The 13,616-nt window shown below is 64.8% G+C and carries 13 protein-coding genes; 12 read left to right on the top strand and 1 reads right to left on the bottom strand.

From position 1 onward, the window contains the following. Nucleotides 1-74 precede the first annotated feature (74 nt). Together K5554_RS13495 and K5554_RS13490 are read left to right on the top strand one after the other, a co-directional pair. Nucleotides 75-1,685, top strand: a complete 1,611-nt coding sequence (locus K5554_RS13495) for an amidohydrolase family protein (RefSeq protein ID WP_221038971.1) — start codon at nucleotides 75-77, stop codon at nucleotides 1,683-1,685. A gap of 150 nt (nucleotides 1,686-1,835) precedes the next feature. Beyond that, the gene (locus tag K5554_RS13490; RefSeq protein WP_221038970.1) at nucleotides 1,836-3,143 is read left to right on the top strand and encodes a hypothetical protein; all 1,308 of its coding nucleotides are present in this window, start codon (nucleotides 1,836-1,838) and stop codon (nucleotides 3,141-3,143) included. A 34-nt stretch (nucleotides 3,144-3,177) separates the two neighbouring features. On the opposite strand, the gene K5554_RS13485 is transcribed toward K5554_RS13490, so the two are convergent. Further along, nucleotides 3,178-3,630 carry a UPF0158 family protein gene (locus tag K5554_RS13485; protein WP_221038969.1) on the bottom strand — a complete coding sequence of 151 codons (453 nt, stop codon included), beginning with the start codon at nucleotides 3,628-3,630 and terminating at the stop codon, nucleotides 3,178-3,180. 180 nt (nucleotides 3,631-3,810) lie between these two features. On the opposite strand from K5554_RS13485, the gene K5554_RS13480 reads away from it, so the two are divergent. The 10 genes from K5554_RS13480 to K5554_RS13435 all read left to right on the top strand — a co-directional run bounded on the left by K5554_RS13480 (nucleotide 3,811) and on the right by K5554_RS13435 (nucleotide 13,513). After that, nucleotides 3,811-4,674 (top strand): deoxyribonuclease IV, encoded by an 864-nt coding sequence (locus K5554_RS13480; protein ID WP_221038968.1) that lies wholly within the window; start codon nucleotides 3,811-3,813, stop codon nucleotides 4,672-4,674. 148 nt (nucleotides 4,675-4,822) lie between these two features. Then, complete coding sequence (locus K5554_RS13475; protein WP_221038967.1) at nucleotides 4,823-5,269, top strand: Fur family transcriptional regulator; 447 nt, start codon at nucleotides 4,823-4,825, stop codon at nucleotides 5,267-5,269. A 62-nt stretch (nucleotides 5,270-5,331) separates the two neighbouring features. Continuing rightward, nucleotides 5,332-6,213, top strand: a complete 882-nt coding sequence (locus tag K5554_RS13470) for a putative manganese transporter (protein ID WP_221038966.1) — start codon at nucleotides 5,332-5,334, stop codon at nucleotides 6,211-6,213. A 96-nt stretch (nucleotides 6,214-6,309) separates the two neighbouring features. After that, the gene (gene plsY, locus K5554_RS13465; RefSeq protein ID WP_255565420.1) at nucleotides 6,310-6,897 is read left to right on the top strand and encodes a glycerol-3-phosphate 1-O-acyltransferase PlsY; all 588 of its coding nucleotides are present in this window, start codon (nucleotides 6,310-6,312) and stop codon (nucleotides 6,895-6,897) included. A 12-nt stretch (nucleotides 6,898-6,909) separates the two neighbouring features. After that, complete coding sequence (locus tag K5554_RS13460) at nucleotides 6,910-7,548, top strand: glycerol-3-phosphate responsive antiterminator (RefSeq protein ID WP_221038965.1); 639 nt, start codon at nucleotides 6,910-6,912, stop codon at nucleotides 7,546-7,548. Nucleotides 7,549-7,748: 200 nt separating this feature from the next. After that, nucleotides 7,749-9,242: a glycerol kinase GlpK gene (glpK, locus tag K5554_RS13455; RefSeq protein ID WP_221038964.1), complete on the top strand. Its 1,494-nt coding sequence runs from the start codon at nucleotides 7,749-7,751 to the stop codon at nucleotides 9,240-9,242. Nucleotides 9,243-9,405: 163 nt separating this feature from the next. Further along, nucleotides 9,406-10,890: an NAD(P)/FAD-dependent oxidoreductase gene (locus K5554_RS13450; protein ID WP_221038963.1), complete on the top strand. Its 1,485-nt coding sequence runs from the start codon at nucleotides 9,406-9,408 to the stop codon at nucleotides 10,888-10,890. After that, on the top strand, nucleotides 10,883-12,163 hold the full coding sequence (locus K5554_RS13445; RefSeq protein ID WP_221038962.1) for an NAD(P)/FAD-dependent oxidoreductase: 1,281 nt from the start codon (nucleotides 10,883-10,885) through the stop codon (nucleotides 12,161-12,163). The genes K5554_RS13450 and K5554_RS13445 overlap by 8 nt, the downstream gene beginning before the upstream one ends. After that, nucleotides 12,160-12,552 (top strand): DUF1667 domain-containing protein, encoded by a 393-nt coding sequence (locus K5554_RS13440; protein WP_221038961.1) that lies wholly within the window; start codon nucleotides 12,160-12,162, stop codon nucleotides 12,550-12,552. The genes K5554_RS13445 and K5554_RS13440 overlap by 4 nt, the downstream gene beginning before the upstream one ends. 151 nt (nucleotides 12,553-12,703) lie before the next feature. After that, nucleotides 12,704-13,513 carry an MIP/aquaporin family protein gene (locus K5554_RS13435; protein ID WP_221038960.1) on the top strand — a complete coding sequence of 270 codons (810 nt, stop codon included), beginning with the start codon at nucleotides 12,704-12,706 and terminating at the stop codon, nucleotides 13,511-13,513. Nucleotides 13,514-13,616: the final 103 nt, after the last annotated feature.

Here is a 13,616-nt window from a genome sequence, read left to right as displayed (position 1 = left end):
GGACGCTCCCGGGACGGCTGCCGGGCCGGGTGCTGCGGCCCAAGTAGAACCAGAAAGAGAAACGGGGTGTTGACTTGGATCGGGTACTCATTCGCGGCGGCCTGGTGGTGGACGGTACGGGCCGGCCGGGCTGTCGGGCGGACGTGGCCCTGGAAGAGGGGCGGATCGCCGAAATCGGGGCGAAGTTGAGCGGCCCGGCCCGGCAGGTGATTGAGGCCGACGGGCTGGTCGTGGCGCCCGGCTTCATCGACATCCACTCCCACAGCGACGGGAGCGTCTTCGCCCATCCCCTGTCCGAAAGCAAGGTCTTGCAGGGGGTCACCAGCGAGGTGGTGGGGAACTGCGGCATCGGCGCCTTTCCGGTGACGCCGGAGCAGAAGGAGGAGCTCCTCGGCTACCTTAAGATCCACGAGTTCGTCTTTGCGCCCGCCGGCATCACCTGGACAGACTTGGGCGAGTATGCGCGCGCCGTGGAGGCATTGGGGCCGGGGCCGAACCTCATCCCCCTGGTGGCGCACGGTGCCCTGCGCAGCGCGGCCATGGGCTTTGAAGACCGGGAGCCCGCCGCGGCGGAGCTCACGCGCATGGAGGAGCTCTTGACCCAGGCTCTGGAGCAGGGGGCGTGGGGGCTCTCCACGGGGCTGATCTACCCGCCGGGGAGTTTTGCCCGGACGGACGAGCTGATCGCCCTGGCCCGCGTCCTGGCGCGTTACGGGGCCCTCTACGCCAGCCACATCCGCGGTGAGAGCGGCACGCTGCTCACCGCCCTGGACGAGGCCATCGCCATCGGCGCCGCGAGCGGGGCCCGCGTGGAGGTTTCCCACCTGAAAGCCCTGGGCCGACCCCAGTGGGGGCAGGGTAAGGAGTGCCTGGCTCGCCTGGCCGCGGCGCGGGCGCGCGGCGTCGACGTGGGCGCCGACCAGTACCCCTACGAGGCTTCCAGCACCTCGCTCACAGCGCTGGTGCCCCAGTGGGCGCACTCCGGCGGCGCGGGCGAACTCTTGAAACGCCTGGCTGCGCCGGAGCTCAGGGAGCGGCTGGAGACGGAAATTGAGCGGGAGATGCTGGTGCGCGGCGGGCCGGAGCGGGTGCTCATCGCCGGGGTGGGCTCGGGGGAGAACGCCGACCTCTCCGGACGGACCCTGGCACAGATCGCCCAGGGTTGGGGGCTCAGCCCGGCGGCGGCGGTGGGGCGGCTGCTCTTGGAGGAAAAGGCGGCCGTGGGGGCGGTCTACTTCTCCATGGCGGAGGACGACGTGGAGGCCATCCTGGCCGATGAGCGCGTGGCGGTGGGCTCGGACGGGCGCGGCATGAACGCCGAAGCTGATGCCGGCGAAGCCACCCACCCCCGTTCCTACGGCACCTTTGCCCGGGTACTGGGCCGCTATGTCCGGGAAAAGGGGCTCCTTTCCCTGGAGACGGCGGTGTACAAGATGACGGGCCTGCCGGCGGAGCGCCTGCGCCTCACCGACCGGGGCCGGCTGCGGCCGGGACTGGCCGCGGATGTAACCGTGTTTGACCCGGCACAGGTGGCGGATCGGGCGGACTTTGCCAACCCGCACCGGTACGCGACCGGGATCGAGTACGTCTTTGTCAACGGCTGCCCGATCGTGGCGGCGGGCCGCCTCACCGGTCGGGCCGGTGGTCGTGTGCTGCGCAAGGATTTGCGGCACGCCCGGCTCTAAGAGGGTGGACACGTGAGGTTATCTCCCGCCGGGCCCGATGTCCAGTCCGCTGGTCGGCGTGGGAGCTGTACCCCGGCGGAGTTGATGCCGCATGGACTTTCGTAGATAACAAGGCCCCAAAGGCGAGACTAAACGGTGGAGGGAAAAGATGTGGCAAACGGCAGCACCAGCATCTGGCTCGGGCTCTTGGGACTTTTGCCCCTGGTGGTTTACATCGTTGTCGTCTTTCGTGACTGGGAGCCGCTTCCGGCCACGGCGCTGTGCGTCCTCATCGGCGCGGTGCTCACGCACCAGTCCCTTATCTCTTTCGGCGATGTGCTGGCCAAGGCCATGGGTTCGTTCCTCGCCCTGGTGGGCCTGATTATCATGCTGGGGCGGGGCCTGGGCGAGGTGCTCACGGAGACCAAGGTGGCTCATACCCTGGTGCACGGAATCATTTACGGCATCGGGGTGGATACCGAAAAGAAGGCCATGCTGGGTATCATGCTGGCCTGCCTGGTGGTGGTGGGGCTGCTCGGTACCATGGCGGGCGGCAATGCCATCATCGCGCCCATCGTGCTGCCGATTGCAGCGGCGGTAGGGCTTTCGGCCAGTACCGTGGGCGTTATCTTCCAGGCGGTGGGTGAGACGGCGCTCATCTTGGGACCCTTCACCCCGCCGGTGGTGGCGCTCCTCGGCTTCACGAAGCTCTCCTACGGCGAAATGCTCCTCAAGGTGGCCGTCCCGGTCACCCTGGTCACCTTGGTGCCCACCTGGTTCATGCTCCAGCGCATCCAGCGCGAAACCAAGGATAAAAACCCCTACCCGCACCAGGAAGGGGTGGCCGCGTTCCGGCCCACGCCGGTCCAGCGCCGGGCTACGCTGACCTTCGGCCTGCTCTTTTTGGCGGCCATGGTCTACGGGGTGCTGGTGAAGGCCGCCACCTCGTACGTGATCGTGGTGATGCTTGGACTGGCGCTGGTGACCGGTTTCGTGGGGGGTCTGAAGTTCGACCATATCCTCAAGCTCATCGTCAAGGGCATGGCGGGCAACGTGGGGCTCTTCTTCCTCTTTGTGCTCCTTGAGCCCTTCATCAACTTCATCGTCCAGGCGGGCGGTTTTGACGCCTTGGCCCAGCTCTTTAAGCCGCTCGTTTCGTTGGGCGGCCGGCCGGCCATCGTCATCCTGGGCGGTCTCACGGGAGCCTTCGGCATCTCGGGTGCGGTGGTCGGGGAGCTCAAGACGCTGCACGAGATGTTCCTGCCGCTCTTAACGCAGTACGGCGTGCACATGACGGCTTGGGCGGTGGCTATGGTAGTGGCCACGCGCGTCACCAACTTCATCTACCCTGGTGCCAACATGTTCAGCTCCATGGGCTTCGCCGAATCCCGCGACGTGAAGTCCATGATCAAAAACGGCGTCATAGTGGCCGTGTGCCAAACGGTGTTTCTTCTGCTCTACGCCCTCATCTTCGCCTAGACACCGATGCGCCCTTAGACCGCGTGGAGACCGGTCACCCGGTCTCCACGCTTTTTTCAGCCAGGATGAAACCCTCGCGGGCCAGCCACTTACGGACCCGTTCCAGCAGGCAGCGGCGGCGATAGGCCTCCCACTGGGCCGCCACGTCGGGGAACTTCCCGACTGCGGCGCAAAAAGAGCGGACGGCGGCTTTCCCGCTCAGGGCGCGGTGCAGCTCGGCCCGGATGGCCGGATTCTCTACGCGCGCCACGAAGGACAGCATGTCGTGATACAGTTCGCGCGGGGAGGCGTGGGGGATGTGACGGTAACGAGCCGGTTGGGATTTGCAGCGCAGGAAGATGCTTTCGCGCTCCTCAAGAGCTTGTTCGCCCACGCAGAGGGAGATGACGTTGCCGGTGCTGACGTCCAGGAAGGCTTCTTCAGCCAGGGAAGTACAGGCAAACGCCTTCACCAGTCGTTCCAGATCGACCGAGAGCCGGTGCGGCATGGTCTCCCTCCTTCCCTGTTTGCTTAATTTTATCATGGCCTTTGTTAGGGCGGCAACAATCTCTACGGCAAATCAGAGAATTTTATGGCTTGCCATGGCATGCTACCGGCTTTGAGTAGACGTGTACGGACGTGATATAATTGGTATTGCCAGTTAAAGAGGGAAAAAGGCGGTGCAGGCATGATTATCGGGGCACATTTGTCCATAAGCCGGGGGTACCCGGCGGCGGCCCGGGAAGCGGCCAAGCTGAACTTGGACGGTTTTCAGTATTTCACCCGCAATCCGCGCGGCGGGGCGGTGCGCCACCTGGTGGACGAGGAAGCCGCCGCTTTTCGCCGGGCACGGGAGGAGGCCGGCCTGCGGGCGGTGATCGCTCACCTGCCGTATACGGTGAATCTGGGGAGCAGTGAACCCCGCTTGGTCGAATTCGCCGCCCAGGTGGTGCGCGAGGACACGGAACGCGCCCGCCGCCTGGGAGCGGAGCTGGTGGTGACACATCCGGGGCACTTCGGTTCGGACGGACGGGAGGCCGGGCTGGAGCGCGTGGTCCGCGTGCTGCAGGAAGGTCTGGGGGAAGTGGAAGACGGTCCGGCCTTCTGCTTGGAGACCATGGCCGGACAGGGACACGAGATCGGCGGTACCCTGGAGGAGCTGGCGGCGGCGATTAAAGTCCTAGAACCGGTGGTGCGGGTGGGACTATGCCTGGACTCAGCGCACCTCTTCGCCGCCGGCTGGGACCTGCGGACGTGGCCGGGCATCGACCGGCTGGTGGAGCGGATTGACGAGCTGGTGGGCTGGGACAGGGTCTGGGCCCTGCACCTGAATGACACCAAGGCCGCCCTGGGCAGCCGCCGCGACCGGCATGAACTCATCGGGCGGGGGCAACTGGGTCGGGACGGCATCAAGGCCATCGTAACGCACCCTGCGCTGGGACGCCTGCCGCTCTTTTTGGAGACGCCCGTCGGCGATTACAAGGAGTACGCGGCCGAGGCGGCGCTGGTACGGGAGCTGGCCGGCTTGACGAAGACTGAGACGCAGGAGTAAACTCTAGGTGAGACTAAGTCTCACTCGCTGTCCCAAGGCTGGAAAGCCGGGTAACGCCGGTCTTGGCAGGCCGCTTCAGACCGACGCGGCGGGTGCGTTGAGTGGCGATGGGGAGCGGAGCACAGAGAAAGGAAGGGAAGAGAACGGCATGAGCAGCGAGGCCCTGGCTGAGGCTTTACTGGCGCGCGGTTACCAACTTACCGAGGCGCGCCGGACTGTACTTACGGCGATCAGCGCTTGGTCCGGCTGCTTTTCTTCCCGCGAACTCTGCCGTAAGCTTCAGGCCGAGCGTTCCGGGGTGGGGCGGGCTACGGTTTTTCGGACGCTGAACCTGCTTTTGGAACTGGGCCTTCTGGAGCGCATCCGGGGCACGGACGATGTGGAACGTTACCTGGTGACCTGCACGGGGGACCACCACCATCACCTCATTTGCTCCTCTTGCGGGTGGGTGGAGGAGCTGCCGGAGTGCCCGGTGGCAGACAAGCTGGCGGAACTGGCGGCGGCGCGGCACTTCCAGATGAAGAGCCATAGCCTGGAGGTGTACGGGCTCTGCGAGCGGTGCGCCGGGAAAAGACCCGGCCAAAGCAATAAATAAGGGTATTTCTTTTGTGCCCGTGGGTGAGACTAAGTATCAGTTCGAGCTGAGGAGGCGGAATTTTGGTTTTTCTGCGCGAAGCGCTGGTGGAAGCTTGGGCCGATACGGCGGAGATGCTGCCGCTCCTTTTCTTGCTCTTTCTTCTCCTGGAAGCGTTTCAGCACCGGCTGGGAGCGGGTCTCAGCGTTCACCTGGAGCGGGCCGGACGGCTGGGGCCGCTGGTGGGGGCGGGCCTCGGGATCATACCCCAGTGCGGGTTCTCGGTGCTGGCGAGCCTGCTTTATGTGCGCGGCCTGGTGACGCCGGGGACACTTCTTGCTGTGTTTTTGGCGACGTCGGATGAGGCCGTGCCGGTGATGCTGGCCCAGCCGGGCAAAATGGGCTACATAATGCCGCTGCTCATCGCCAAGCTGGTCCTCGGTATCGCCGGCGGTTACTTCACCGACCTGCTCCTGAAGCGCGACGGGCGATCGCTCGGCCGGGCACCGGTCGGGGGCGGGGCTGTTCTGCGGCGCCCCACCCCGGGGGAACATGCGCACCGGGTGCGGGCCGCCACGCTGGTTTACCACGCTGCGCACCAAACGCTGCACATTTATGCTTTTGTCGTGGCCGCGGCGACGCTCCTTAACCTGGGCGTGAAGCTCCTCGGCCTCAGCGGCGTCTCCCGCGTGCTCCTTACCGGCAGCCCCCTACAGCCGGTGATGGCGGCGTTCATCGGGCTCATTCCAAACTGCGCCGCTTCCGTGGTATTGGCCCAGCTCTACCTGGAAGGGGCCCTGGGCTTTGGGGCGGCCGTGGCCGGCCTGGCGGCGGCGGCCGGGTTGGGCCTTTTGGTCCTGGCCCGCCACAACCCTCTGCGGGACACCGCCCGTCTGCTGGGGCTGCTTTTTGCCTTGGCTGTGGCCGCCGGCCTAGTTCTCCCGTCCCGCCCGTGGGTGCTCTGAGAAAAATGCCCGGCGGCGCAGGAAGGAAAATTGTCGGCGGGGGAAGAATATGTCTATTAAAGGGGAAACAGGAGAACCATAAGAAGGGGGGACAAGATGGCTATGTTCGGCAGCATCATCCTTGCCTACCTTCTTGGGTCCATTCCCTTCGGCTATCTCATCGGCCAAATCAAAGGGCGGGATATTCGCCGCTTCGGGAGCGGCAACATCGGCACGGCCAATGCCTTGCGGGTCCTCGGCCTGCCCGCCGCCGTGGCGGTGTTCCTCGGCGACGTGGTCAAGGGACTCCTCGGCGTTATGGTAGGGCGCTGGCTGGGCGGGGGCGGCGTGGCCGCCGTTCTGTGCGGCCTGGCCGCCATCTGCGGCCATAATTGGTCTGTTTTCTTAGGTTTCAAGGGTGGCAAGGGCGTGGCCACCTCGTTCGGCGCTGCGCTGGGAATAGCGCCGCTTTTGGCTCTGCTGCTCGTCCCGGTCTGGGTGCTGGCGGTGGCCTTCACCCGCTACTCTTCCCTGGGCTCGCTGCTGGCGGCGGCCCTGGCGCCCGTGGTCGCCCTGCTGTTGCGCCAGGGTTGGCACGCGGTGGTGTTTTCGCTCTTGGCGGCCGCGCTCATCATCTGGCGCCACAAGGCGAACATCAAACGCCTCTTGGCAGGGACGGAACTTAAGCTTGGCGACCGCATATAGGAGAAGCAGGAGATGGAACTTACGGCTTTCATCCGGGAGAACCCGATCATCGCCGCGGTCCGTGAGGTGGCCGACCTGCGCGAGGCCCTGGCCTCCACGGTCCGGGCGGTTTTCCTTTTGACCGGCGATGTCAATAACGTGGCCGACTGCGTCCGGGCGGCGCATCACGCCGGCAAAGGGATCTTCGTCCACCTGGACCTTTTAGAGGGCCTGGGCCGGGACAAGGCGGCGGTGCGCTTCCTGGCACGTGAGGCGGCGCCGGATGGGATCATCACCACGCGCAGCAACCTCATCCAGGCGGCCCAAAAGGAAGGCCTGTACACCATCCAGCGCATCTTCATCCTCGACTCGCTGTCGATTAAAACCGGCATCGCCAACGTTGAGGCTACCGCGCCGGACGCGGTGGAGTGCCTGCCCGGCATTCTGCCGCGGGTCTTTGCGGAGCTGACGCAAGAGGTGAGCGTCCCCGTTATTGCCGGCGGGCTGCTCAAGTACCCGGCGGAATTGCGGGAGGTCCTCCAGGCCGGCGTGCAGGCGGTATCGGTTAGCCATAAAAGATTTTGGCATTTCTATCGTTCACAGGAGGAATTCCGGCAGTTTTGTAGAATAGACATAAATAAGAAGCCGGTTGCTCCAGAGAAAAAGAAATAACCGAGGACGGAGATGTGGAGAAAGTCCTATCCTAGGTCCGGTGCAGGCGCGCTGGCCTTGGGTAGGGCTTTTGTTCTTGCCTGGGGGACAGCCGGCGGGAAGGAGGGTTGTGCAGGGAGGTGAGGGAGCGGGGAAAACCGGGCTTTGTCTGCCTGCGAGTGTGAGCCGTGCGCACAGAAAGCAAGGGAGGTAGGGATAGGATGGCGAAGTACGTGCTGGCGCTTGACCAGGGAACCACCAGCTCCCGGGCCATCGTCTTTGACCATGACGGCAACAACGTCTCCATGGTGAACAAAGAGTTTCCCCAGATCTACCCCAAGCCCGGCTGGGTGGAGCACAACCCGGCGGATATTTGGAACTCACAGCTGGAGGTGGCGAAGGCAGCCCTCGAAAAGGCCGGGATTACGCCGGCGGACGTGACGGCCATCGGCATCACCAATCAGCGCGAAACCACCATTGTTTGGGATAGGGCTACGGGACAGCCGGTGTACAACGCCATCGTCTGGCAGTGCCGGCGGACCGCCCCCATCTGTGACGAGCTCAAAGCCAAAGGTTGGGCGGAGAAGATCCGCGAAAAGACCGGCCTCGTGGTGGATGCCTACTTCTCCGGCACCAAGATCAAGTGGATCCTGGACAATGTGCCGGGCGTGCGGGAGAAGGCGGAGCGGGGTGAGCTGCTTTTCGGCAATGTGGATACCTGGCTTATTTGGAACTTGAGCGGCGGCAAGGTGCACACCACCGACTATTCCAACGCTTCCCGCACCATGCTCTTTAACATCCACAAGCTGGACTGGGACGACGAGATTCTGGCCGAGCTGGGCATCCCGCGGGCGATGCTGCCGAAGCCGCAGCCCTCGAGCCACGTGTACGCCCACACGGACAAGGCTGTCTTCGGGGCGGAGGTGCCCATTGCGGGCGATGCGGGCGACCAGCAGGCGGCGCTCTTCGGCCAGGCCTGCTATAAGCCGGGCATGGCTAAGAACACGTACGGCACCGGCTGCTTCATGCTCATGAACACAGGCGAGAAGGCGGTGCCTTCAAAAAGCGGGCTGCTCACCACCATCGCCTGGGGCGTCAACGGCAAGGTGGAGTACGCGCTGGAGGGCAGCATCTTCATCACCGGCGCGGCTGTGCAGTGGCTGCGCGACGAGCTCAGGGTCATCGACAACTCGGCTCAGTCCGAGGAATACGCCCGCAAGGTGCCGGATACCGGCGGCGTATACCTGGTACCGGCCTTCGTCGGCCTGGGCGCCCCGTACTGGGATATGTACGCGCGCGGCACCATTGTCGGCATCACCCGAGGCACCAAGCGCGAGCATATCATCCGGGCCGCCCTGGAGTCCATCTGCTACCAGACCCGCGACGTGTTGGAGGCCATGACCAGCGATTCCGGCATCAAACTCACTGCCCTCAAGGTGGACGGCGGCGCGGTGGCCAACGACTTCCTCATGCAGTCCCAGGCCGACATCCTAGGCGTGCCGGTCCACCGTCCGAAGGTTACCGAGACCACGGCCCTGGGCGCCGCCTACCTGGCCGGTCTCGCCGTGGGCTTCTGGGCCGACCAGGAGGAGATTGCCGCCAAGTGGCAGATTAATAAGGAATTCACCCCGGCCATGGCGGCCGATCAGCGCGAGAAGCTCTACCGGGGCTGGAAGCGGGCGGTCGAGCGGGCCCTCAAGTGGGAGGAGGCGTAAACTCGTTTAACGTTCCAGCTTAATCGCAGCAGAAAACGCAGCCCGTGGCGGAGATGAGGAGAAAGCCACACCCAGGGCAGGAGCAAGCACGTGCCTTAGGCCACCTGTGTTTCTCTCGGGTGTGGCCTCTCCATTTCGCCGGTTCAGCAAGGGAGGTCTTTTGATGGAAAAACTACAGGCTGACGTGGTGATCATCGGCGCCGGCGTCACCGGCACCGCCATCGCCCGTGAGCTCGCCCGCTATGAACTCGAAGTGGTCCTGGTGGAAAAAGAGGCGGATGTGGCCTGCGGTTCCACCAAGGCCAACACGGCCATTGTGCATGCGGGTTACGACGCCCACCCCGGTACCTGGAAAGCCAAGCTCAACGTCCGCGGCAACGCCGTTTTCCCGCAGATTTGCCGCGAGCTGGAGGTGCCCTTTAAGCGGACCGGCTCGCTGGTGGTGGCCCTGGAGGAAGACCAGGTGCCCCACCTTTACGAGCTCCTGGAGCGCGGTCACGTAAACGGCGTGCCGGACCTTGAGATCATCGGCCGCGATGAGCTGCTGCGCCGCGAGCCGCACCTCAACCCCCACGCTGTGGCCGCTCTCTGGGCGCCCACGGCCGGCATCGTCAACGCCTGGGAGTTGACCATCGCGCAGGCGGAAAACGCCGTGGAAAATGGGGTGAAGCTCCTCCTGGAGCAGCCGGTCATAAGGATCGAGCGCGAGGGCGACCGGGTGCGTACCGTATGCACGCCGGACTTCGCCATTGCGACCCGCTTTGTGGTCAATGCCGCCGGTCGCCACTCGGACGAGATCGCCCGCCTTGTCGGCCAGGAGGATTTCCGTATCACCCCCCGCAAGGGCGAGTACTACGTCTTTGACCGGCGCTTCGGGCACATGGCCGGCTGCCCGCTTTTCCCGGTACCCACGGCCGTCTCCAAGGGCATTCTGGTGACGCCCACCGTGGAGGGCAACCTCCTCATCGGCCCCAACGCCCAGGACCTGGAGGACAAGGAAGACCTGCGCACCACACCGGCCGGGTTGAAGGAAGTCCTGACGGAAGCCCTGGACATGATGCCGGACCTGCCGCTTAAGGACGCCATCGCCAACTTCGCCGGCCTGAGGGCGGTGGCGAGGCCCAGCAACGACTTTGTCCTCGGGCCCGCTTCGGGTGTACCGAACTTCATCAACGCGGCCGGCATCCAGTCGCCCGGCCTTACCTCGGCCCCGGCGGTGGCTGAGGAGATCCGGGACTACCTGCAGGCGGCGGGGTTGGAGCTGAACGGAAAGAAGAAGTTCAATCCCTACCGGAAACGGCTGGTGCCCTTCCGGGAACTCAGCCGTGAGGAGCAGGCGGAGCTCATCGCTGAGGACCCGCGCTACGGGCAGATTGTCTGCCGCTGCGAGACGGTAACCGAGGCCGAGATCGTACAGGCCCTGCACCGCCCGGTGCCCTGCACCACCATGGACGGCGTCAAGCGCCGGACCCGGGCCGGTATGGGGCGCTGCCAGGCCGGCTTCTGCACGCCGCGCGTCGCGGCCATTATGGCCCGGGAACTGGGACTTTCGCTGGACGAGGTAACGAAAAAGGGCGGCGCCTCCCAACTCCTTCTGGCCCGTACCAAAGAACTGCTTCTAGCGAAGGGGGCTGAGGCGCATGCGTAAGATACAGTGTGACGTGGCCGTGGTAGGAGCGGGGCCCGCCGGGCTCGCAGCCGCCGGGCGCGCCAAGGCGGCGGGCGCGGGGCGGGTGCTGCTCATCGACCGGGACCGGGAGCTGGGCGGCATCCTGCAGCAGTGCATCCACAACGGCTTCGGGCTGCACCTCTTTGGCGAGGAGCTGACGGGGCCCGAATACGCCCACAAGTTCATCGCGGAGAACCAGGAGGCGGGGGTGGAGGTTCTCCTTAATACCATGGTGCTTCAGGTGCGCCCCGACCGGCACCTTTACGCCATGAACCGCCGGGAGGGGATGCTGGACATCGCAGCCGGGGCGGTGGTTCTGGCCATGGGCTGCCGGGAACGCAACCGCGGGGCGGTCACCATACCCGGGACGCGGCCGGCCGGTGTCATTACGGCGGGAACGGCGCAGCGCTTTGTCAACATGGAAGGGTTTATGCCTGGCCGGCATATTGTCATCCTGGGCTCCGGCGACATCGGGCTTATCATGGCGCGCCGCTTCACCTGGGAAGGGGCCAAGGTGGAGGGCGTTTTCGAGATCATGCCCTACACGAACGGTCTCACCCGGAACGTGGTGCAGTGCCTACACGACTACGACATCCCGCTCCACCTCAACCATACCGTGGTGGAGATCCACGGCCGGGAGCGGGTAGAGGCGGTGACCGTGGCCAAGGTCGATGAAAAGCTGCAGCCCATTCCCGGCACGGAGCGGCGCATCCCCTGCGACACCCTGCTGCTTTCGGTGGGCCTCATTCCGGAAAACGAGCTGAGCCGCGACGCCCGCATCGAACTCGATCCCGTGACCGGCGGGCCCGTGGTGAGCGATGAGATGGAGACCTCGCTTCCGGGGATCTTTGCCTGCGGCAACGTGGTGCACGTGCATGACCTGGTGGATAACGTCACCCGGGAAAGCCGGCTGGCCGGAGAGGGAGCCGCCCGGCTGGTGCAGGGCCGGCAACCGGGCGGGCCGGTCCTGGCGACGCGCGCGGGCGAGGGCGTCCGCTACGTGGTGCCGCACCGCCTGCACCTGGCCAACCTGGCCGAGCGCGAGACCACGCTTTACATGCGGGTGCGCGAGCCGGCCGAGCACGTGCGCATTGAGGCCAGCGTGGGCGGGGAGCGCGTCCTGAGCGTACGGGAGCGGGTGGTCCGTCCCGCGGAGATGGTGAGCGTGAAGCTCCCGCCGGGCTCTCTCCCGGCTGATTGCACAGGCACGGAACTTACGCTCTCCGTGGTGAAGGAAGGTGAGCGGGCATGACGAAGGAGCGGAAGCTCACGTGCATCGTTTGCCCGGTGGGCTGCGGGATTAAGCTCACCTACGACGCCGACCGGCGAGAGATTCTGAGCGTTACCGGCAACCAGTGCAAGCGCGGTGCGGCCTATGCTGCGGACGAGGTCTTCGCCCCGAAGCGGGTGCTCACCACCACGGTGCGGGTAGAGGACGGTTTCCTGCCCGTGGTGCCGGTGCGCACAGCGCAGCCCATCCCCAAGGAGAAAATCTGGGATGCTCTTAAGGAGCTCGCGGCGCTTCAAATAAAGGCGCCCGTAGCTTATCATCAAGTCATCTGCCCCGACGTGGCGGGGACAGGGGTGGCCGTGATAGCCGAGCGTCCCCTGCCGGCCGAGACAGAAGAGAAAGCCGGCTGAGCTGAAACCCTGACGGCTGGTGTACCCAAGCACCGGCCGGCAGGTCTTTCCGCCGGCGGTAGGACCTGTCATCAAGGAAGGGGGGATGCCGCTTGAGCCGGAGGAGGTTGTAAGGCGGTTAACGCTTGAGCATGCGAAGGAGGCAAGTCCAGTGAAACGTGATACCTTGTGGGGTGAGCTGTGGGCGGAGTTCTTCGGTACCCTGACCCTCATTGTCTTCGGGTGCGGCGTGGTGGCCAATGTGCTCTATGCACCGCGCCTGAGCGGCTTCGGCATCTTTAAGACGGGGGCGGGGTACGGCTGGGATACCATAGCTTTCGGCTGGGCCTTTGCCGTGGCCCTTGCTGTCTACGTCGCCGGGGGTATCACGGGCGCGCACATCAATCCGGCGGTGACCTTCGCCGCCATCCTGCGCCGCGGCATGCCGGTAGGCAAGGGCATCGCGTACATGGCGGCCCAGACCTTGGGGGCCTTCTTCGGGGCCTTCATCGCGCACATGGCCTACTTAGGCAGCTTCATCAAGGACGGTTACATGAACATCTTTTACACCGGTGCGGCCAACCCCAGCTACAGCCTGGGGAACAGCTTCTTTGTTGAACTGGTGGCTACGGCTTTTCTCGTTATCTTCATCTACGCCATCGGTGATAACGTGAACAACGTTGGTCCGGGGGCCAACCTCTGGCCGTTCATGGTCGGCATGGCCATCCTCCTTATCGGCCTGGGGCTGGGCGGCCCGACCGGGTACGCTCTGAACCCCGCACGTGACCTGGGCCCGCGGATCTATGCCGCGCTCATCGGTGACCCGGCGGCCTTCCAGGGACCGTACTGGTTCTTGGTGCCTATTGCGGCGACGCTTTTAGGCGGGGGTATAGGTGCCTATGTCTATGACTTCGGCATTACACCCTTCCTGCCCAAGGCAGCGGCGGCCAAAGAAAAGACGGCGTCCACCGCCGCCAAGTAAGCGCTCGCGTTTCCTGTGCGTACAATCCAGCAGGCGACTCACCAGCCACCTGCTTCTTTCTTCATATAATGATAGACAGAAAAGTAGGATAAGTATGAGATAA

The organism is Gelria sp. Kuro-4, from assembly GCF_019668485.1.
Lineage (GTDB): Bacteria > Bacillota > DTU030 > DUMP01 > DUMP01 > DUMP01.
This window is presented reverse-complemented; position numbering and strand designations above follow the sequence as displayed.

Bases quoted from the DNA above. Each gene is read 5' to 3' on its own strand.
- K5554_RS13485 (WP_221038969.1), bottom strand. From the start codon at position 3,630: ATGCCGCACCGGCTCTCGGTCGATCTGGAACGACTGGTGAAGGCGTTT.
- K5554_RS13480 (WP_221038968.1), top strand. From the start codon at position 3,811: ATGATTATCGGGGCACATTTGTCCATAAGCCGGGGGTACCCGGCGGCG.
- K5554_RS13475 (WP_221038967.1), top strand. From the start codon at position 4,823: ATGAGCAGCGAGGCCCTGGCTGAGGCTTTACTGGCGCGCGGTTACCAA.
- plsY (WP_255565420.1), top strand. From the start codon at position 6,310: ATGGCTATGTTCGGCAGCATCATCCTTGCCTACCTTCTTGGGTCCATT.
- K5554_RS13460 (WP_221038965.1), top strand. From the start codon at position 6,910: ATGGAACTTACGGCTTTCATCCGGGAGAACCCGATCATCGCCGCGGTC.
- glpK (WP_221038964.1), top strand. From the start codon at position 7,749: ATGGCGAAGTACGTGCTGGCGCTTGACCAGGGAACCACCAGCTCCCGG.
- K5554_RS13450 (WP_221038963.1), top strand. From the start codon at position 9,406: ATGGAAAAACTACAGGCTGACGTGGTGATCATCGGCGCCGGCGTCACC.
- K5554_RS13445 (WP_221038962.1), top strand. From the start codon at position 10,883: ATGCGTAAGATACAGTGTGACGTGGCCGTGGTAGGAGCGGGGCCCGCC.
- K5554_RS13440 (WP_221038961.1), top strand. From the start codon at position 12,160: ATGACGAAGGAGCGGAAGCTCACGTGCATCGTTTGCCCGGTGGGCTGC.